Origin of the sequence: Duganella hordei (genome assembly GCF_040369125.1) — a bacterium.
In the GTDB taxonomy this organism is placed as follows: Bacteria; Pseudomonadota; Gammaproteobacteria; order Burkholderiales; family Burkholderiaceae_D; genus Rugamonas; species Rugamonas hordei.
This window is the reverse complement of sequence record NZ_BPWI01000004.1, coordinates 55134-73906: the sequence shown is the minus strand read 5'-3', so window position 1 is coordinate 73906 and position 18773 is coordinate 55134. Positions and strand designations below refer to the sequence as shown.

Sequence of the window (18773 nt, the reverse complement as noted above, 5' to 3'; positions counted from 1 at the left end):
TCGGACGCGTTATTGAATCCGCGCTATTTGACCGGCACGCACTGCTGTAAGTAGCGCATCTTTCAGCTTGCTTAAATAGGCGTCCACGTCGGCTTCGGTTTCCAGATACGTTTTACTGGATAGTTCCGCAGCGCGGATAACGCGGGTGGTCTTGACCGTAGGCGTCGGCACATTGGGCTGGCCGGTCTGCAGTGGCGTTATGATATTACCGGGCATCTCAACATGGTCTGGGTGTTTGGCCACAGCCGCTTCAATGATGTTGATGGCGTCGTCCATTGCATCGCCGCCTGCCGCTTGCAGAAGCATAATTTGCGCAATACTAGTCTGGCTGGCGATGCGAACTTTCAAAGCTTGCAGCGGGCGCAGCGCTTTGTTGCTGAGGTCGGGCTTGGCTGCCGCTGCCCCGAGCTTCGCCTCCACCTCGGCTAGCTTACTATCGATGGACAGTAGGGCTCTTTCACGTTTTTCTTGCGCCAGTTGTTCATTGATGGCGGTGACAGAGGCCAGCAGTGGCTCAATGCGGCTGACCTGACCATAGGGCTTGGGGTTATCGCGGATATGGGCCAAGTCAACCAAGGCGGTGGCGGCTTGAGGCACTTTAGTCAACGCTTCACGATTGCTTTCGAACGCGCTCAGGCCATCGAGCAGCTTGCGCCAGGCGGCAATCTGGGTCTTGTAGAAGTTGACCAAGTCGTGAATGTCGTCCGCAGCATCCAGCCACTCGTTCTTAGCCGCCAGCAGGACTTCGATGAAGGCAAAGCTGTCGCGCGTAGCAAGTTGCTGAGCGATACGGGTGAGCGCGGCGTCGATGTCGGACTTGCCAGGGTAGTGCGGTGCGGCGGCGGTATGAGCGTAACTTTTGAGCTCGGCTTGCCAATCCGTTAGTCGGGCACGGAAGTCGGCAACCAAGCTGTCTTCTTCTTCGCGCCCCATTTTCTGGAACAGCTCCTTATACAATTCGCGCGCGCGTTTGATTGCAGTGGCGTCAGCCGTTTTGCGCTTAAGAATAGATACCTGCTTGAAGCGGACGGACTTGGTAAGCGGGTCGGCAGCGGATACGGGGTCCAGGTCGGAACCTTCGAGCATGAGTTTGATTTCGCCGGACATAAACAGGCGGGCGATGAGCAGCACTGTTTCCCACTCGGGCTTCCAGCCCCATGGGATGCCGGCAAAGCGGTCGACCACGTCTGACAGCAGTACCCGGTTCTGACTGGCGGCCAATTGCAGGTAGTCGCGCATTTCTTTGATGGCGAGAGCATTGCCGGCTTCGCCGTCCAGCCCCAACGAATGTTGGCCCAAGTCGTCCGCATTGAGTACGGCCTTGATTTCGGCTATTGCGTCAACCTGGCGCACCTTGAGATATGGCAGCTTGCTGTAGGTATTGGTGATGAGGTAATTGAGAAGCTCGTCGAGCACTTTGTCCGGACTGGCGGTCTTGATTTGAACCGGCTGGCCCAGCGCGTAAAAATCGCCTGATGCGATAAGTTCGGAAAGCTGATGCACCAAGCGCATACGGCGTTCGCGGTTTTCGTCCTTGCGGTCGGCCAAGATGCGCTTGAGCGACGGACTGGCCTGGTCGGCTTTGGGGCTGATGATGTATTTCTCGATTTGCAGGTATAGCGCCAATTCGATATCTAGCCGTTCGCCTTCCGGCAGGCGCACCACGGCGCGGCCGTTGCCTTCACTGCTGCGCAGAATGCAACGTGCTGGCTGGAGCCGTTCGTACTCATCACCGAGCGGGGTGAACACCTCAAAGCTCAGGACGTGGTTGGCGTGGCGCCACGGAGCACCGTCAAGCAGGCGGTTGAATTCGTAGTCGGCCTTGGTGCCCCGGTGACGCACCTTGGTTTGGTCCTTGAAAATATCCTCAAAAATCAGCTTTGCCAGTTCACGGGACTTTTCAGCAGCTGAGACCTCGACATGACCGATTTCGCGGGCAACATCACGCTCTTCGTTCGTCAGGAAGAACCACAGGTCACCGTTACGGCTGACCAAGCGCTCCCGCTCCAGACGCGCCAGACTCTCTTGAATCTTGCGCTTGAGCGCGAGCTTGTCCGCATCAATCTGGTCGATGCACAGCGTGGCAAGGTTGTCGATGGTCGGTTTGACGATGTCGGGGATATAGCGAATCAGAAACATCGCCTTTAACAGCAAACTGTCATAGGACTGCAAGCCGGGATTGTCCGGCGCCTGGTCTATCGAGCGCTTGGCGACGCCGTCAATGAAGCTCTCGATGGCGGGATAGAAATCGTACAGAGGAATCAACACGTCGATGCCGTGGTTGGCATTGCGCACAGCCGCGGACTGGAAGGCATCAAGCAGCGAACGCTCGCCGCGAGACAAGTGCTTGCCGGTGGCGCCCACCTTGCGGATGGATTCGAAAATCTTTTGCAGCAGCGTGAACTGGTATGGCGCAAACGGGTAGTAAGTGACGAATTCAGCGGCGTCCTTGTAACCACGCAAGGTCACGGAGTTGCCCGAGAACCCGAGCTGATTGTTAATGACGTCACTCTTGCTCGCGAAGGCATCGCGCAGTGCAACGTGGGCGGCCTCCGTCTTGGACAACAGGCGCTCGCCGATTACTTCGTCTGTGTTGCTGCTGGCCAGCGACAAACGGGTATGGAAGCGGGCTTGAATCTTGGAGAAGTCCTGGCCTTTGGACTTGTTGTCTTCGCCGATAGCCGCGTCGATATCTTCCTGGCTGGTGACTATGACCCAGGCGCGGCCCTTGCACTGAGCCCCCAGCTGCTCAGTGATGGTCTGCAGGTTAAGCATCAGCGGGGAGCTGGCCCCGATGAACTGGCCCACCTCATCAACCAAGAAGATAACCTTGTGGCTGGAGGGCCGAGTACTCAGGTAATCGTTGACGACCTTGGCAAACCCTTCAAGGGTGATGCGATAGTCGGCTCTTGCATTGTCGAACCACTTGCCAGCTGATTCTGGCGTCATCTTCAACGCTTGGGCGAGCGCGGTCACGATGTCGTCGCGGTAAAATGCGACCGCATCGCTCTCTTGCTCCCAAGCGCCACCGTTGGAGGCAGCAAAGGCAGTCTTGAAGGTTTCGAACGCCCCCTTGGCAATGAGATGACGTTCCATGTCCGCGATGTGCGGAGAGTCGCCCGACAAGCCCACCTTCTCGTTGAACACGCGCAAGAAGACCTGCAAGATGGCGTCGGGGTCGGATTTGTTGGCTTTGGCATCGATATTAAACAGGATGACGTCTGCCGTGCCCTGCACCGCTCGCTGAATATCAGCATGCAGCATGGCATCTTTGATTTTTTGATGGTCAAAGAACTGAGCAGCGTTGCGTTTCTCCCCGATGTTGGGGTTATAGGCCTCAATGTTTTCAAGCAAATAGGACAATATCTTGATGAAGTGCGACTTGCCGGAACCGAAGAAACCAGACACCCATACACCCATGCGGTCCGTGATGGCGGCGTCATGCGGGCGGTCGATGGCCGCCAAGTAAGCGTCAAAGAACTTGCGCAGGTATTCGCTAATCTGCTTGGTTACGACGTATTCTTCCAGCTCTTGCCAGACGCTTGCAGCATCCATCTGGTCGGCCTTGATTACGCCATTGATGGGACGGTCGATTGGCTTGAGGAAAAGCTGGCTGATTTTCATATTATTCTGGCTTAATTATTAACGGGAATGTGCCGCCAGGCGGCTTGAACTATCTGGATTGCCTGAGCAGGTTGCTATATTGTTTCTGGCACTAGGCGGAAGGCGCGGTAGTAGTGGTCTTCAGCCAATGTGTTGAACAGGCGCAGTGAATGCCCATCGTAGCGGCCAGGGAAGAACATCAGCAGGGGAGTGTTACCCATGATTGGATGCAGCGCTGACAGCAAGGTGTGCGTGCGGAGCATGGGGTACACAGAACCGACGCCGGTCAAAATCAACAGGTCGAGATTTGGAATGTCGTGCTTAGACGCTATTTTTTGAGCAATTTTATCTTCTTTGAGTACTGAGCGCAGCGCCGTCAGCGTGCTGTCGTCGCCGTTCCTAAGCTGCATGTCGATAGTTTTATCGAGCAGTTTGCGCTCCTCCAGTAGCCCAGTCACCAGTTGAAGCAAATCGATGGTGTCGGCGCGCAGGGCCGGCACTTGTTTTGTCAACGCAGGCAATACGGTGCCATACAGAAAGCCGCGCAGCTCTAGCTCGCGGTCGGGCGGGTAGTCAAAAATCCAGAAACCGATTTCATTGCCCAGGCCTTTGCTGTCCAAGAAATCACGCGATGTCACGCGCGGCAGGATTTGGTTTAGGCGTTCATCAAAGCTCAGAATCATCTTGCACGTTCCAGACATTCAAGGACATAGGATTCACCGTGTTCGTTCAAGTAGCGCCGCACATCGGGGTGTAGGGATTGGGGGGTCAACTTCATCGACTTTGAACTATCAATGTACTTCGCCTCGACCAAAATGCGCAGGATGACTTGAAGCATCTTGTCCTTCGTGGATTGGGGCCATCCGGCCAATGACGGGTCGTGATGTTCACATTCAGCCAAAAAATCCTGCCAGTCGGACCGAACCAGAACCGACTCAAGTCGTCGCTGTCGGTCCGCGTAGACGCGAAGCATAAAGTCACCCAACAATAGGCTATGTTTGACGGCAGCCGCCAGGAGCATCTGGATGACCACTTCGCTTTCGCGTTCGGCAATCATTTTCCAACCTTCTGCATCCAACATAGTCAACCGGCGACGTAGAAGTCTGGCCTGTCGAGCCGCAGTGGCTGCGGTCCTCTTCTGAAGGATATTTTCTGTCTCGATGGCATATGTCCACGCCGCCGCGTCGGGATAGGTCAGCAACAGTTTAGCAATGCGTCGGCTCTCAAGCGGAAGCAGAGCGCCTACATAGATTTCTGCGTTATACCTGGTCATGCAAGTACAATAATTGGGGCGACGGGTAAATGCTTCATAGCTTTCAAACGAATTATCTTTAAGCTAATCAGTCTAACTGATCGCATTCCCCTAGCGCAATGCCAACTGAGCCACTCCCGAACATTTCCGTTGAGAAATAATGCCTCTTGGGCAACTCCCGGCCTAGCCCATGCATCTTCGGCCATACGGCTGATTATTCTTCCCGAACTCTTCTCCGAGTTCCCCCAGCCAAGTGCCTAAAAATCTCGTTCGCCTTCCCTTGAACTTTCTCCCAACAAGTTTGAAGGCTTAAAGCTTTGTTACCAATCGCAAATGATTAATGGTATATTTCCAACATAACATAGTTGCCACTATTAAAGATTACGCTTAGAAGTTAAATCGTAAATCGGCAAAATGAGACCCCATTCACTGGTACGCATGCCCCTAGAAGGCGCAAGCCTAGGAGAAATATTTGTGGCACGTCCCCTCCGGAAGACCAAGCTGGACGGCACGCCTTATTCACGGCGCGAAGTCGTTGAAGCCGAGATTGACAGAATCACAATCATTGGCGGCGCTGAACTGGTGCTTCGCGCAGCTCTGTGGCCAAGCTCCGCTTCAGGTTTCGTTTCGGCAGAAGCATTGCTGTACTTCGTCCGAACCTTGCCAGACGGCGCTCATCGCGACAAACTTACCGAATATTTACTTGGCCGTGTGGTTCGTCGCATACCACGGCCTGCGGACGCTGGCAGCCAAACGGAGTCTCTCACAAGAATGAACATTCGTGAGGACGTGGTTGACCGGTTCGTTGATCTCCTGATGAGCGACCGCGCTGAGTATGAGGATCGCTTGGATTACTACGAAATCAATTTTAACTCGGCCATTGCCACGGCTCGACAAGACGCCAGCAATCGACATTGGACGCACGAGAACCGCAGCGATGAGCTCGGGTCGGGCGAGATGGAGGTTTCCGAACAGGTGGAAGCTGCGGCCGGAAACTACAACCCTTTTGACGCCGACGAACTTGACAAAAAAAATTACCGGTTACTGCTCGACGATGCGATTGACAGCCTACCTGAGTTCCAACGGAGGATCGTCGAGATGTTACGCCAAGAAATTCCCATTGAGTCAAAAGACCCTTCGGTTGACTCCATAAGCAAGGTGTTGGGCAAGACCGAGAAGACCATCCGCACGCATCGAGACAAAGCCTTCGTCTCTTTGAAGATGCGTCTGGAACGCAAGGGGAGGATTTGATGACTGATCTTTCAACTCACACACGAGAAGACGTCCTAAACGCCTTCGCCATGGATTTCGAGCCTGGAGCGGGGGTACTTCAGCGGTATCTTTCGCAGTATCCCGAGTATTCATTACAGCTTGTGGACCTTGCCAGAGAGCTGTCCCGAGAGTTCGACGACGATAGTTCGTTGAGCGCTGATGATCTCGCTGCTGTGGACGCAGGTATGCGCAGACTCCAGAAAGCTTCGATATCTCTGCATACCTTGCAGGCGGCACCAGCAAAGACATTCACTGACGCAGTCAAAACGTTGGGATTGCCGATTCAAGTTGGCCTTGCTTTACGCGAGTGTAGGATCGAGGCTTCAACCGTGTCTTCTCGCGCACTCGCGAAACTGGCTCGGGCACTTGATGCAACAGTAGAGGTCCTTCTCGCCCATCTGGCCTTGCCCCCGCAGACATCTCAACTTCGCGCAAGCAAGTCGAGCACTAAGCCCGTGGCAGCTGAAAAAGTGTCGTTAGAAAGAATTCTGAGAGAGGCTGGGTGCGACGAAGATGCCTTATCGAAGTTTCTTAACGACGAGTAGCGATGGACGCTGTAGAGCTCGCGCGACAACACGCCAAACGGCTTCACGATCAAGCAGTTGAGCGTGGAGGCGACCCGTGGATACCTTATCAATTCGTGGTCGGTATTGCAAACGCCCTTGGGATTACTGTGGAGGCGTGTGTCCCCGGTGCTTCTATCCTAGATGGTACACATGCAGGCTTTGACGCTGAAATTCCTCTCATCGTTCACGAGAATGTAGGAAGCCCATTTGAACAGGCTTTCCTGGTAGCGCACGAAATCGGTCACGCCGAGCTAGGAGATGGAGACGCCGCCTGGGCTGCTGTCCAAATTGACCCAACTCGAATATCGGAGGCTAGTCCGGTCGGGATGGACCGGGTTGCTGACTACAGCCGGCGACAGCGACGAGAGGTACAAATGGACCTCTTCGCCAGAGAGCTCCTTCTACCCAGACCTTTTTTGGTCGACCTCCACGTTGGCCAAGGTCAGACTTGCTCTCACATCGCAGCGCGACTAGGCGCACCGTTCGAAGTCGTGGCGCAGCAGATGCTTGATGCGCTTCTTCTTCCCCCTGTTCCTGTCGATTCTGTTGCGGCGCCTACTGAGATTCCTCTCAATAAAAAGCAAAAAGACGCAGCGGACCATCGCGGTGAAGCGTTTCTTCTTCAGGCTGGCCCTGGAACTGGTAAAACACGTACTCTAGTGGCCAGAGTTGAAAGTCTGTTAGACGAGGGCGTCGATCCAAGGCGCATCCTTCTCCTGACCTTTTCGAATAAGGCCGTAATTGAGATGGCCGAGCGCATCGCACTGAAGCGGCCGAAGGAAGCTGCAGCACTCTGCATAGGAACCTTCCATAGTTTTGGCTTGGACATCCTACGTCGATTCAATGACCGGTGCGGCCTGCCTACCGACCCCCGGTTGATGGATCGAACGGAAGCTGTAGAGCTCATTGAGAACGAATTCCCACGGCTCGGCCTAGTCCACTACCGGAATCTCTACGACCCGTCCCAGACCGTTGCTGAAATCTTGAATGCAGTATCGCGAGCAAAGGATGAAGTCGTTGATGCGGCGGGGTATCAGGCGCTGGCGTCCTCGATGCGCGCTACAGCGTCCGACGAAAGCGATGTGCTTGCCGCTGAAAAGGTAGCAGAGGTTGCGAAGGTCTACGCGCGATATGAAGAGCTTAAAGCGGCCGCGCAATGTATTGATTTTGGTGACTTGGTCATGCGCCCGGTGCTGCTGCTGGAAACCGATAAAGCAGTTAGAGCCCAGCTTCAGGGCGCCTATGACCACATCTTGGTTGATGAGTACCAGGACGTAAACCGCAGCAGCGTGCGGCTCCTCACGGCTTTGAAGCCTACGGGTGCAAACCTGTGGGTGGTTGGAGACGCCAAACAATCTATCTACAGGTTCCGCGGAGCTTCGTCGTTCAACATGTCCCGCTTTGGGCGGGAGGATTTCCCTGGCGCGGTACGCGACAGCCTGGAAGTCAACTACCGGTCTACTTCGGAAGTGGTCGACGCCTTTTGTACCTTTGCAACGAATATGTCCGCTGCCGACGGTGAGAAAACTCTTGATGCGGATAGAGGGCCGAGCGGCGAGCTACCCGAGGTTATCAAGGTGGGCAGCACACCACTGCTGACATCTGCTATCGCGGATCACATAGAAGAGCTGCGTGCCAAGGGCTATCGTTATCGCGACCAAGCAGTTCTGTGCCGCGGAAATGACCGGCTGTCTGATGTCGGACGCGACCTGGAGCGCGCCGGTATTCCGGTACTTTTCTTGGGCAGCCTTTTTGAGCGCCCGGAAGTGAAGGACCTTGTAGCTTTGCTTTCGCTCCTCATTGACCGACGTGCCATGGGCCTGATCAGAGCCGCTTGCTTGCCAGAGTTTGCGATGGATTTGGAGGACGTGGTCCGCGTCTTTGAATATTTGCGTGAAAATGATGCGGAGGCCGGGGCATGGCAAGTTGGCGCACCAGATGAATTGACTGCCGCCGGGCAGATCGCACTTTCTAACCTTCAATCAGCCTTTGTGGGCTTCGGAGCAACTTCACAGCCTTGGACCGTCCTGACGACCCTTCTTTTGGACCGGACAAGGATGGCAGCGCGAATTGCTGCGTCGACCAGGGTGTCTGAGCGTGCACAGGGCATCGCGATATGGCAGTTTATGAATTTTGTCCGCGTTCAGCCGAATGGACAAGGGCTTCCGATTCAACGGCTTTCCGACCGCATAAGAAGGCTCTTGCGTTTGCGGGATGACAGGGACCTGAGGCAACTTCCTGCGGCAGCCCAAGGTATTGACGCTGTGCGCCTAATGACGATTCACGGGTCAAAGGGGTTGGAGTTTCAAGCAGTGCACATTGCAGGCGTAAATCAAGACTCGATCCCGGGATCGTTCAAGTCATCGAAGTGCCCTCCGCCTGCAGGCATGGTAGCTGGTGGCCACGGAAGTGCTGAGGAGATTGGGCGTGCGGCGCACAATGAAGAGCAGGAGTGCCTTTTCTATGTCGCGATGTCACGCGCGAGGAATCACCTAGCATTTTATGGGGCAACTGCTACAGCAAATAGCCGGTCCAGGCCACTGTCGCCGTTCCTCGGACGCATTGGAACAGTCACGGAGCGAACTGTGACGCCGATTACGGTGATGCCCCCGGCTCCTGACGACGTGTCCATTTCCGTTGCACTTTCTGGCACACCACGCTTCAGCTCTGATGCAGTGGCACTTTACGAGTCGTGCGCTCGACGTTTTCTTTATACTCATCTGCTTCAGGTAGGAGGCCGCCGCCGGATGAGTTCGTTTATGCAGATGCATGAGGCAATCCGTGAGGTTTACCGCGCCATCGTGGCGCATGGAAGCGCGCCAGCTGAAGAGCTGGGTGATTTGCTCTCGAAAGCGTTTGTCACCCACGGCCTGAATGGACATGGTTACGTGGATGACTATCGCACGATGGCGACCACGATGCTCCAGTATTTTTTGGATTCGAGGGCCGGCGCGCAGGTCGAGGCTCCAACGGCGCTGCACATCTCGTTCGAAAACTTTGAGGTGGAGGTCCGACCGGATGAAATTCTGGTGCGAAATGGCGTGCGTGCCTTCCGCCGGGTGAGAACTGGGCATGCGCCCAGCAAAGACGGAAAGGACGTAGGGGCCGCTGCGTTCTTGCTGGCAACCCGTGCCGCCTTCCCCGATGCACACGTCGAGCTGGTGTATCTAGCGGACTCCGAATCGAAGCCACTAACACTATCCCCCAAAGAGTTGAGCAACCGACAGGGAAAGCTGGGCGATATCTTCCGCGGCATCCGGGATGGTGAATTCAAGACCAGTCCGTCGGACACTACTTGTCCAAACTGTCCGGCGTTCTTCGTGTGTGGCGGGGTACCGCCGGGCACACTCTTCAAAAATTTCTGAAAAAATTTACCGGTTGAGTCCGGCGGGTCCGATTAGAGGGATGTAGGCGAGAAAAATCTCACCACATCAACCTTAAGGAACCCAATGAAACATCCTGACTTTGACGACGTTGGCGACGCGATCCGTGAGGATCGCCCTCTACGGGAAGCTGCCACTTACCGCATCCGCTTCGCGCTGGATGACCTTACCTTCCGCCACATCGACGTGCCGGACCCGGTCCCAACGGGACGGCAGATTCTCAACTGCGCCGGGCTCGACCGTCGCAACGACTACCTGCTGTTCGCGCTGTTGACGTCCGGCGACTTCGAAGACGTCCGGCTCGACGAGACGGTGGACCTGCGAGGGAAAGGTGCCGAGCGCTTCATCGCGTTCAAATCCGACCGCGACTTCAAGTTCACTCTGAACGACCGCCAGATGGCCTGGGGCCATGCAGAGCTGCTGGGCAGCGTTCTGTACGAGCTCGCTGCCCCGTCGGAAGAGGAGGCAATCTTTCTGGAAGTCCGTGGTGGTGAGGATCGCCTGATTGAACCAGACGATCTGATCAATCTCGATGCTCCAGGTATTGAGCGGTTCATCGTAGCCCCGCGGCCGATCACAGGTTACGTCATCGTGGTAAACGCTGTTGAGGAGACGGTGCCGGATAAGCACGTTACCTTCGAACAGGTCGTAAAACTGTCGCATCCTAACGCGCCGCCTGAAACGAACGTCAAGTTCTCCATGACGTACCGCAATGCGGCCTCGCTCCCGCACGCCGGTGAACTCGGCGAAGGCGGGTCTGTTGAAGTGAAAAAACATGGGAGTATCTTTAATGTCACACGAACTGTTCAGTCGTAATCCCGACCTGGCCCGTCTGCGGGCTGAGGGATATCTCGTCCGCATCGAGGGCAGCCTCTTGGTCATGAGGGAGGTTCCGTATGTGGATTCCCAGCGTCGCGTGCGCACCGGCACGCTGGTTTCCACACTCGACTTGGCAGGTGATCAGACGCGCAAGCCGGAAACGCACGTGATCCATTGGGATGGTGAGTTTCCATGCAATGCGGACGGATCGCCGTTACCTGGAATTTCTCACCAGGCGCCAAACACCAACCTTGGTTTTGGGCTCACTGCGCGTCATAGCTTCTCCAGCAAGCCCAACCAGGACGGTTATCCGGACTACTACGCAAAGATGTCCACGTACGCAACCATATTGGCTGGCCCGGCGGCCGTCCTACAGCACGGCCTCAGCCCACGGTTGAACCGTAGCCCCGATGTTGAAGACGAACACAGCGTTTTCAACTATCTTGATACGGCGTCGAGTCGAGTGGGTCTAGGCGCACTTGCCAGCAAGCTGAAAAATGAGGTGGTTGGCATCCTGGGTACCGGTGGGACGGGCGGCTACATTCTTGACTTCGTTGCGAAGACGCCGGTAAAGGAGATTCGGCTCTTCGATGACGACGACTTCCTTTCGCACAATGCATTCCGCGCGCCTGGAGCGCCGTCCCTGGAGCAGCTGCGAGATGCCCCGAAGAAGGTCCACTACCTGAAGGGTATCTACGAACGGATGCATCGCGGCATCGTGGCGCATGCCGTCAAGATGACCGCAGAAACGCTAGGGTTCCTCGACGGTATCACATTCGCATTCATCAGCATGGATGCGGGTGAGGAGAAGCGTGCCGTGGTTGCCAAGCTGGAGGCGCTCGGAGTTCCGTTCATAGACGTCGGGATGGGGCTGGAGCTCTCGAATGGCAGCCTTGGCGGCATCTTGCGGGTCACGACGAGTACGCCCGAGAAGCGCGAACACGTTCACGCGGGTCGCATCTCTTTCGAGGGCGGCGGCGGTCAGGACGTATACGCCTCCAACATCCAAGTGGCGGACCTCAACGCACTAAATGCTTGCCTGGCTGTAGTGAAGTGGAAGAAGCTCCGCGGCTTCTATCGCGACCTGGAGAACGAGCATCACAGCACGTACACGACTGACGGCGGCATGCTGCTCAATGGAGATCAGTCGTGATCCGCCATCAGACCCTGGAGCATCGTTTTGTCCGAAACGTTCCGCGTGAGCTAGAGGCGGGAGTGTTGTACATCTCGATGGACTACGCAACCGCAGTCCACGCGTGCTGCTGCGGTTGCGGCGACCGTGTGGTGACGCCATTCACTCCGACTGACTGGCGCATGACGTTCGACGGCGAATCCATCTCGCTTCACCCTTCTGTGGGTAATTGGAACCAGAAGTGCCGGTCCCACTATGTCATCCAGCGGAATCGCGTGCTTGAGTCCGGTACCTGGTCTAATACCCAGATTGAAACGGAACGTCGCCGAGATAAGATAGCCAAAGCCATGCACTTCGGCCAGTTAAAGGGTGCCCAACCCAGCATCGCGTCCGCAGCGGAGCTTAATGCCTCCAACCCGGCCAGCCCGGCGAAGGGGCGACCGTTCCAAAGTATGTGGTCACGCTTCAAGCTGTGGCTCACCAACTGACGAAGGAACAACTCAATGGTCGCGTACTAACGCTCAAGTGACGGCTCGCCTCGGGGCAAGATGTTGCGGTCCTCTCACTCGTCCTGCGCGAGTTGGGAAGAATTGGATAGTTTTAATATTGAAATAACTGTTTATAATTGGCAATTATTTTACCAGGACCATGCATGCGTGCCACGCCAGACCAAATACTGCCTTACATGACGATTGCCGATCCAGTGCTGAGCCGCAACACGGCAGCGCGCGACCCGCTCGGCATGTTGCCTGTCTGGAGCGCTTACGGGCGAGAAATCGTGCCCTTTCTCGCTACCACGGTGCGGCAGCTGGACGGCGTACGTGCCGTGTTGTTGATCCAGTGGCTGCTCGAGCATAGGGCCGTCGTCGCCATGCTGGAAAAGAGCGGACAGATGCGCGGCTTCTACCGCTTGATGGAAGGGCTGGTCGAGTGGTGGCTGCACGAAAACAAAGGCGAGGTTTGTTTTGGCGGCCAGTCGTTTGGCGCACCGGAGGCATTTGAGGTTCACGCCGCACACACCGGAATGGTAGCCAATGGCCTGTTCCAGTATTACAGAGGTACCTGCATGCGCGCTAGATTCCTCGAGCCTGGGGAGGCCAGCGACGCAATCCACGTCGCGCTGAAGGCGATCTGGCGCGGACAAACCGTGGCATCGCTGGTGGCGGCCCTGCAGGACTACCTCGGCAAGCGCGTGCCGAAACTGTCGCCTCAGCAGTTGTTCGCTAGCCGCCCGGGTTTGTTCCGCGCCTTTGAGGCGACCTTTGCCCCTGACTTCCTGCTGACGTTTCTGAGTGATAACTTGTTGGGCGACGCAACGCACATCGCGCTGGCCGCCCAATTCGGCAAACAATCGAAAAAGGACGAATTGGGCGCCCGTATCCTGCGCCTGAGATCGCCGCGGTTGCAAGCGCGCCTTGGCGACATTGCGCGCTGCGAACCGTTCTTGTTGATACTGCAGGATGTGTTCGATCTGTTGCGCGCATCTCCCGGCGGCAACTGGCGTACGCTGGCACGCCAGTTGTGCGACCTGTATCCGGCCATGCAGCCGAGGGCGCGGGCTTTCCTATTATTGGGAGATGAGACCAGCTGGCCACGCCTCGAGCGCATGCAAGACCTGGCGCGAGAGCTGGTGCGTGGTGGCCCGACACCGGAAGCGTGCCTGGAAGCCTTTGTTGAAGCGTTGGCTAACTACCATCACAAGTCCATGGGAGAACGGCGCCGCGATCCGATGCTGGTACTGGAGGGCGATGTCGTGCAGGTGTTGAGCGCCCACGACCGCAGTGTGGCGGACGCGCGTGCCCGGCTGGCCTCGGGTACGCCATGGATGAACGACTACTACCTGGGGACTGCCGCCATCATGCATCGCCAGTTATTTAAGGATGCGGCATGAAGAAGCCGGCGCCATTGATGCGCGCAACCATCCAGCACATTGTCCAGCAATTCGACCCGCAGCATGTGATGCACGTGCTGTTCACCAGTTTCACTTTTTCGTCGCGCTTTTTCGAAGCCAATATCATCCCGCTGCTGTTGGGCGAAGACCTGGAGGAATTCCAGGGGGGGGAGGCCATTCGCCAGGAGATGAATCAGCGGCTGAAGCAAGTACGCTGCGTGCTGGCTTGCGACCGTTCTGCTAATCCGGAGCCGAAAGGTGACATGCGATATGGCTTGTTGCCGGTCAGACTGCGGCATGGCCGCTTCCACCCCAAGATCATGCTTATATCCGGCGCGCTGCGCAGTGGCGGCCAAGGTTTATGGCTGTCGGTGGCCAGTGGCAACCTAACGCTGTCCGGATGGGGAATCAATCGCGAAGTGGTCGCCGCCACGCGGGTCACCGGTCAGCATGCCGACGCACTGAAGCCCTTATTGCAATGGCTGCGGGAACAGGTGTTGCAGCTCTTGCCGGCCGAACGCGGTGAGGAAGAGGGGCAGGTGGACGCGACATTGTTGGCGCTGCAGAAGGCGCTGGGCAACCGGAGCCGGTTGGCTGGCCCCGTCGCCGGCATGCCATCGCTGCACCTAGCCTTGCCGGCCGAAATCGGCGGCAAGGCAAAGGCTCGATCCCTAATAGACGTTGTCAGGAGTGGCAAGCCTTGGCGCAAAGCCATCGTAGCCTCGCCATATTGGAGCAATGCCGGGAGTTTGATGTCGCAACTGCCCGTGGAGCAATGCACCTTCGTGCCGACCAGGTTTGGGGACGACGTTCGCTTTCCGATGAACACTTTGTCGCCGGCGCAGCGAGAGCGCAGCGCGTTCGCGATCCTGCCGGGCGAGCCTCCCTTCAGCCATGGCAAGTGCATCTGGCTTGGAAACGAAGGAAGCGGCGGCGTCCTGTACGTCGGCTCTGCCAACTTCACGCACGCAGCGCTATGCGACAACCCAGCGCCATCGCTATCCAACATAGAGGCGATGCTGCGCTACGAACCCATGGGCTGGCCAACGGCTTTGCAAGCGATCAGTCCAGATACGCTTGCGGAGCAGTCAGATGATGAGGAAGAAAGCGCCCCGCCGCTCCCTCCGTTTGATGCAGTGTTGCACTATGATTGGAAAGCCGGTGCGTTTGGCGGTCAGATTTTTGTGCCGGACGGCGGCACGGTACGCAAGCCCGAGCTGACGGTGGGTGGAATCACCGTACCATTGCCGTCGCTGACCGCCGGCGTTCACCACTTGCCCCTCATTGCGCAGCGCTTGGTACAGCCGGTGCGTTCCTTTAGCATCACGTACCGCGACGACAGCAACCAGCCGAAAAACCTGCGTGGACTGGTTATTCAGGTCAATGCACACGATGACCAGTTGGGGTACGAGCAGCCGCCGGTCTTGAAGGACCTGTTGGCGCAATTGTGCTCCGTGGACCCCTCCGACGACCCGCAGCAGCGTACCCGCCGCCAGGCGCGCACGGTCCTAGACGGGGACGGTGAAGACATCGGGGCGGAGTCGGATTTCGACTTCTATGCGTTGTTCCAAGCCAGTTGGAATCTGCAGCAGTCCTTCAGCGCTGAGAAAAAGCAACAAACGGCGCATCGCTGGCTGGTCCGCCTCTACCGCGCAATCCATGTACAGCCTGCTCAAAGCGCGCAAGAACAGATTGGCCGCTTTGTGCAACTGGCCGAATTGCAGTGCGCGTGGGATGGGCTGGCCACCTCCGGTTTCCTTGCGCCCGACGACGCCGACTACCGTCACCTGGCCACCGACTTGGTCGGGCTGCGACCGGAGATTGAGAAACTATTGCGCGGCCCCGGCACGCTGCGCGAACGCAATGGCGCCGGCGATGCCGCTGCCAAGTTCCTGGACTGGTTTGACGGCGCTATGGCGGAAAGGAATGCGAATGGCAAAGGCTAACGTTTTACCCAAGGATATGAACGGCGCCACCGTCCAAGCGTATGTCGACTTTGACGGTGCAGGCAAGGCGCGACCAAGCAAGCAGGCCGCGCTTCAAGCCGAAGCGGTGGCCGGCCTGTGGGCATTGCTGCGCAAGCGCGGCTTCGCGTACCTCGGCGACGAAGTCGGTACCGGCAAGACGCGCCAGGCTATGGGCGTGATCGCCACCCAATTCCTGCACAAGCCTAGTTCACGCGTGGTGATCCTCTGCTCGGATGCAGAGATGCAGCGCCAATGGTGCGATGAATGGTCATTTTTCCTACGTGCCTGCTACCGGCTGAAGGGCTGCGCGCTGAAGCCTGCCGGCGGAGACCCTATGCCGTTCCTTCGGCATGAGAACTTGGCGAGCTTGGCTTGTGCATTGTCTTCTCCTAATGAGCCGGCAATCCATGTGCTGCGTTATTCCTCGTTCAGCTGGCCCTACGCCAAAGGCGGAAAGTCGCCGGAGGCGATGCTGGAGTCCTACGCAAAATGCTTCAATTTGGCGGTGGAAAACCTTGGAAAGCAGGAGCGGCAGTTGGCGAAGCAATGGGCGCATCAGCAGGAAGGATGGGGCACGGAGATGTCACGCGTCCTGGCCGAACAATTTTGTCGGCGCCTGGGTGATTTGCTGAATCGGGAAGGTGAGGTTGACCTGCTGGTTTGCGACGAGGCGCAATACCTGCGTCGCCTGGACAATGAACGCAACCAACGTATCGGCGATATCTTCCGCCAACGCGCGAAGCAATGGCTGTTCATGAGTGCGACCCCGCTGCACTCCGGCGTCGGAGACCTGGCATCCCTGGATTACTATTTGTGTAGGCAGGATTTCAGCAAGAAGGAGCTACCATATCCCAGCCAGTGCCAAAGCTGCGGCGCGAAGAATCGCTGCAGCAGGGTTACGGCACGGCTGGAACGGGAAGACGTGGTACTGGTTTTGAGCGACATGATGATCCGCCGCCCGCGAGCCTACCTCGATGGTGCCGGTAACCGTCATGGCAAGCGCTCCTACCGGCATTACCAAGAGCGGCCGATTGCAGCGGGGAGTGATCCGTTTCTGTCGTTGACGATGGCGCTGGTGCAAAAGCGCATTGTGGCCGCACTGCAGGGACGCCCTGGGCAGGTGAAGAACGGTGCGCTGGTATCTTTCGAATCAGCATCTGTTTCCTTACAGCGGAAGCGCAGGCAGACCGCCACAGCAGCAGATGAACAGCTCGACCTTGAGCCGGTCCAAGATGGCCGCCATGAGAGCGAGGGGGGGCATGCGCGCGACCGTAACGCAATCGACCGGCTGAACCTTGGCTTCCAGCGCGCCATGGACACCAGGGACAGCCTGCCGCATGCCAAGCTGTTGCACGTAGTTGATGCGCTGTATGAGCGCAGCCTGGCCCATGGCAGTACCGATAAGACGCTGGTGTTTGTGCGCAGGCTGGACTCGGTTGAAGAAATACGCGACATGCTGCACTCGCGCTTTCAACGAGACATTGATGCACGTGTCATCGAATGGCGCCGGTGGCTGCGCGCGCAGGGCGCGGGTTCTCTTTGGGCGCGTGATGGTTTCTGGACCGCGATACCGGAAGACGGGCATGCGTCGGGGGCATCCGATAACGATCTGTTGGAGATGGAGGCGGAAGGTGCCCAGGGCAGCCACTATCGGCAGGGTGAAGAGTTACCGTTCTTTGTCGCGCGGCGGCAGCAGACCACGGGCGAGAACCGTGCCTTACCACCATTGGCGCGCTTTCGTACCTACTTGTTGCGTAAGGAAGAAGAACAGCGCAGCGGGCCAATGCGTGGATTCCTGCTCAAGCCGGTGGGTGAGGCCGGCAACCGAACGGCCGAGGCTAATCACCTGCGCTGGCACAAGTTGCTGCAAGCCGTATTTAGCACCTCGGAGCTGGAGCAACTGCTCAAGGCACAGCCGTGGCTAGCCGGCTGGACGGTAGGCGAATCGGACCAAGCCTATCGGCTGGCATGCCTGCAGCTTTGCATTTTGCGCAGTATGCGCGAAAGCGATTTTTTGGTAGACCTGCACATCATGCACTTCTACGACAAGTCGGCCCAACGCGTCCGTTATGAATTGCCAGAGCGCCTTCTGTGGCTATTGCAAGATGGGGAAGCGTCCGGCTACCCGCATATCGCCGCAGTGGTGCGCCGCCAGCGCGACACGATTCGCAACTGGGTGATGCACTTCGACCTGATTGTCGACAAGTGCCTGCGTGACAGTGATAAAGTGGAACAGGGCTGGAAGGATACCTATGACAAGCACATCAAGCTGGCTTTTCAGCAGCTGGAGCCGGTGACAGGGCGCTCAGGTAGGCTGGATAACAAGCATGCGGTCCAACAATTCAAATTCCCAGGTTTCCCGAACATCATGGTTTGCACCGACGTGCTAAAGCAAGGAGTTGACCTGCACCTGTTCTGTGATGCGGTGGTCCACTATGGCATAGCGTGGACGGCAGGTGACCTAGAGCAGCGGATCGGGCGAGTGGACCGCCTGGGTGGACTGCTGTCGCGCCGGCTTTTGGCGCATACTATGTCGACGGCACCTATGCCGCGGTTGGCTGTACAGTTTCCCTATTTGGATGGGACGTTAGACAAGCGCCAGGTGCGTAACGTGCTGTACCGAAAAATACTAAGCGATCTGACGCTGGACTTGCAAAAGCCGTCCAAGGAAGCGGACCACATCTCGGCAGATAATCTAGGTCAGCATCTCAATGTGGTGGTCCCGAACGGTAAGTTGGGAAGTGAAACGGAGTTCTTTCCGGATGAAGTCAAGTTTGCGCGGGACCGCACCAAACAGGCGTTGAACCTACCGGAAGGAGTGGGTTGACGCGTTATGGAGCCCTGCACCTGTTAGGAAGATTTCTGTACTAGAGTCCTACGGATTAAGT

12 protein-coding genes are annotated in these 18773 nt (G+C 57.1%); 9 read left to right on the top strand and 3 right to left on the bottom strand.

Annotated elements, in window-relative coordinates; all coding sequences use genetic code 11:
* Positions 1-9: 9 nt before the first annotated feature.
* From brxC to ABWW33_RS10980, 3 genes are all read right to left on the bottom strand, one after another.
* On the bottom strand, positions 10-3624 hold the full coding sequence (gene brxC / locus ABWW33_RS10990; protein WP_353401520.1) for a BREX system P-loop protein BrxC: 3615 nt from the start codon (positions 3622-3624) through the stop codon (positions 10-12).
* 74 nt (positions 3625-3698) lie between these two features.
* Entirely contained in the window at positions 3699-4286 is a 588-nt protein-coding gene (locus ABWW33_RS10985) for a DUF1788 domain-containing protein (protein WP_353401519.1), read from the bottom strand.
* On the bottom strand, positions 4283-4876 hold the full coding sequence (locus ABWW33_RS10980) for a DUF1819 family protein (RefSeq protein WP_353401517.1): 594 nt from the start codon (positions 4874-4876) through the stop codon (positions 4283-4285). Before ABWW33_RS10980 ends, ABWW33_RS10985 begins: the two co-directional genes overlap by 4 nt.
* A 453-nt stretch (positions 4877-5329) precedes the next feature.
* On the opposite strand from ABWW33_RS10980, the gene ABWW33_RS10975 reads away from it, so the two are divergent.
* The 9 genes from ABWW33_RS10975 to ABWW33_RS10935 all read left to right on the top strand — a co-directional run bounded on the left by ABWW33_RS10975 (position 5330) and on the right by ABWW33_RS10935 (position 18712).
* Positions 5330-6106, top strand: coding sequence for an RNA polymerase sigma factor (locus ABWW33_RS10975; protein WP_353401515.1), 777 nt, complete (start codon positions 5330-5332; stop codon positions 6104-6106).
* Complete coding sequence (locus ABWW33_RS10970; protein WP_353401513.1) at positions 6106-6672, top strand: hypothetical protein; 567 nt, start codon at positions 6106-6108, stop codon at positions 6670-6672. The genes ABWW33_RS10975 and ABWW33_RS10970 overlap by 1 nt, the downstream gene beginning before the upstream one ends.
* A gap of 2 nt (positions 6673-6674) precedes the next feature.
* On the top strand, positions 6675-10058 hold the full coding sequence (locus tag ABWW33_RS10965; protein ID WP_353401512.1) for a UvrD-helicase domain-containing protein: 3384 nt from the start codon (positions 6675-6677) through the stop codon (positions 10056-10058).
* 84 nt (positions 10059-10142) lie between these two features.
* Positions 10143-10892: a multiubiquitin domain-containing protein gene (locus tag ABWW33_RS10960; RefSeq protein WP_353401510.1), complete on the top strand. Its 750-nt coding sequence runs from the start codon at positions 10143-10145 to the stop codon at positions 10890-10892.
* A complete protein-coding gene (locus ABWW33_RS10955; RefSeq protein WP_353401508.1) occupies positions 10867-12048 on the top strand; it encodes a ThiF family adenylyltransferase in 1182 nt (393 codons plus the stop codon). The genes ABWW33_RS10960 and ABWW33_RS10955 overlap by 26 nt, the downstream gene beginning before the upstream one ends.
* Positions 12045-12515 carry a ubiquitination-like system serine protease family protein gene (locus tag ABWW33_RS10950; RefSeq protein ID WP_353401506.1) on the top strand — a complete coding sequence of 157 codons (471 nt, stop codon included), beginning with the start codon at positions 12045-12047 and terminating at the stop codon, positions 12513-12515. The genes ABWW33_RS10955 and ABWW33_RS10950 overlap by 4 nt, the downstream gene beginning before the upstream one ends.
* A 164-nt stretch (positions 12516-12679) precedes the next feature.
* On the top strand, positions 12680-13918 hold the full coding sequence (locus ABWW33_RS10945) for a hypothetical protein (protein WP_353401505.1): 1239 nt from the start codon (positions 12680-12682) through the stop codon (positions 13916-13918).
* The gene (locus ABWW33_RS10940; protein WP_353401503.1) at positions 13915-15864 is read left to right on the top strand and encodes a hypothetical protein; all 1950 of its coding nucleotides are present in this window, start codon (positions 13915-13917) and stop codon (positions 15862-15864) included. The genes ABWW33_RS10945 and ABWW33_RS10940 overlap by 4 nt, the downstream gene beginning before the upstream one ends.
* Entirely contained in the window at positions 15851-18712 is a 2862-nt protein-coding gene (locus ABWW33_RS10935; RefSeq protein ID WP_353401501.1) for a DEAD/DEAH box helicase, read from the top strand. The genes ABWW33_RS10940 and ABWW33_RS10935 overlap by 14 nt, the downstream gene beginning before the upstream one ends.
* The last annotated feature ends 61 nt before the right edge of the window (positions 18713-18773 follow it).

Bases quoted from the DNA above. Each gene is read 5' to 3' on its own strand.
- ABWW33_RS10985 (WP_353401519.1), bottom strand. From the start codon at position 4,286: ATGATTCTGAGCTTTGATGAACGCCTAAACCAAATCCTGCCGCGCGTG.
- ABWW33_RS10945 (WP_353401505.1), top strand. From the start codon at position 12,680: ATGCGTGCCACGCCAGACCAAATACTGCCTTACATGACGATTGCCGAT.
- ABWW33_RS10960 (WP_353401510.1), top strand. From the start codon at position 10,143: ATGAAACATCCTGACTTTGACGACGTTGGCGACGCGATCCGTGAGGAT.
- ABWW33_RS10980 (WP_353401517.1), bottom strand. From the start codon at position 4,876: ATGACCAGGTATAACGCAGAAATCTATGTAGGCGCTCTGCTTCCGCTT.
- ABWW33_RS10955 (WP_353401508.1), top strand. From the start codon at position 10,867: ATGTCACACGAACTGTTCAGTCGTAATCCCGACCTGGCCCGTCTGCGG.
- brxC (WP_353401520.1), bottom strand. From the start codon at position 3,624: ATGAAAATCAGCCAGCTTTTCCTCAAGCCAATCGACCGTCCCATCAAT.
- ABWW33_RS10965 (WP_353401512.1), top strand. From the start codon at position 6,675: ATGGACGCTGTAGAGCTCGCGCGACAACACGCCAAACGGCTTCACGAT.
- ABWW33_RS10940 (WP_353401503.1), top strand. From the start codon at position 13,915: ATGAAGAAGCCGGCGCCATTGATGCGCGCAACCATCCAGCACATTGTC.
- ABWW33_RS10970 (WP_353401513.1), top strand. From the start codon at position 6,106: ATGACTGATCTTTCAACTCACACACGAGAAGACGTCCTAAACGCCTTC.
- ABWW33_RS10935 (WP_353401501.1), top strand. From the start codon at position 15,851: ATGGCAAAGGCTAACGTTTTACCCAAGGATATGAACGGCGCCACCGTC.